The organism is Flavobacterium sp. DW-iso2, assembly GCF_058725285.1.
Genome location: NZ_JBZXDY010000065.1, coordinates 1 through 1324 on the forward strand (window position 1 = coordinate 1; position 1324 = coordinate 1324).

Annotated in this window: 1 protein-coding gene; it reads left to right on the forward strand. The window is 27.9% G+C overall.

Annotated features, from left to right (window positions below; all coding sequences use genetic code 11):
* The first annotated feature begins 235 nt into the window (after positions 1–235).
* Positions 236–1243: a hypothetical protein gene (locus tag AC4PRO_RS18095; RefSeq protein ID WP_492118387.1), complete on the forward strand. Its 1008-nt coding sequence runs from the start codon at positions 236–238 to the stop codon at positions 1241–1243.
* Positions 1244–1324: the final 81 nt, after the last annotated feature.

Consider the following 1324-nt stretch of genomic DNA (forward strand, 5'->3'; position numbering starts at 1 on the left):
ATGACCAAACACTTTTAGAGATAGACGTGAATTGATTTATAATGTGGGCACGAGCGGGACGCTCGCGCTAGCGGGGGTTGAAGGAGAATAAAGAACCTTTGAATAAATTGTTAAATGATAGTGATAGAAAAATGAAGATGAAGAAATGGTTTGATTTATCTGATTTTGAAACAACCATAACGGATAATAAAATTGAAGACTTTGTGAACTTAAATTATAATGCAATATTTAAATAATGAATTACATTTTAAAAATAAAAATAGTTGAATCTTATTTATTAGATTGTTTTAAGGAATATATCCTTATTAAATCTGATTTAGAAAAAAAAACAATTTCGCTTTTGGATTTTAATTGTGAATACAAATGGTCAATACCAATTGATAATCTTTCAGGCGATTATTTAAAAATAGATTTTGAAAAATTCATTTATTTTGATAACGGAAAAAGTATTTTTACTAATTTAAAAGATGGAATTATAGTGAAATCCGAGGCAAAATATTACTACTTGTATAATGAAATTAATAAAGTTTTTATAGATCTTTCAAATACTGAAACAATTCAGATTAAGAATAATTCAGAAATTTATTTTGTAAAAAATTATAATGGTTTTAAACTCTTTAGTACACAACTTTTTTTAGTAAATGTAAATAGTAAACAAAAATTAATTGCTTTTTCTTTATTAAATGGCAAAGAACTTTGGCAACATTCCTACATAGATTTATTAAATGAAGAAAATACAACAATAAGTAATGAAATTGTTGAAGTTTCGGGTGTTATTTATTTTCTATTACACGGAGGGGGCAAACACGAATGTTTTGGGTTGGATGCCAATACTGGTGAAATTGTAAAAAAAATTTCAAATATTGTAGGAGATATCATTGTAGAGAATGAATTTATCTATTTTTTACATTCAGACGTTATTACCATTTATAATACCCTAAAAGATGAAATTATAACCTGGGAAATTGAAAATTTAATGATAGAAAAAGGAATTGAACGTTTATGGTTCCCTAGATGGGCAATTGATAATGGTTTAATTTATTTCTCTCAATCCAAAGGAACCGATAGAAACTCGGATAGTATTGGTGCTAGATTTGGTGTTCTAGACTTAATAAAAAAGGAATTAGTCTGGTACGATAAGCTTCCGCTAGAAAACGGAATTATTGGAAGTATAAAAGTAAATCAAAATAGAATTTATTTGCATACGCAAGATCAAACATTATTTGTTTATGAAAAGGAATAATTTACCCCCTGCTGGCTTGAGCGTATGCTAGCGCGAGCGTCTCGCTCGTGCCCACAAAGTAAACACAATATTAATTAAATG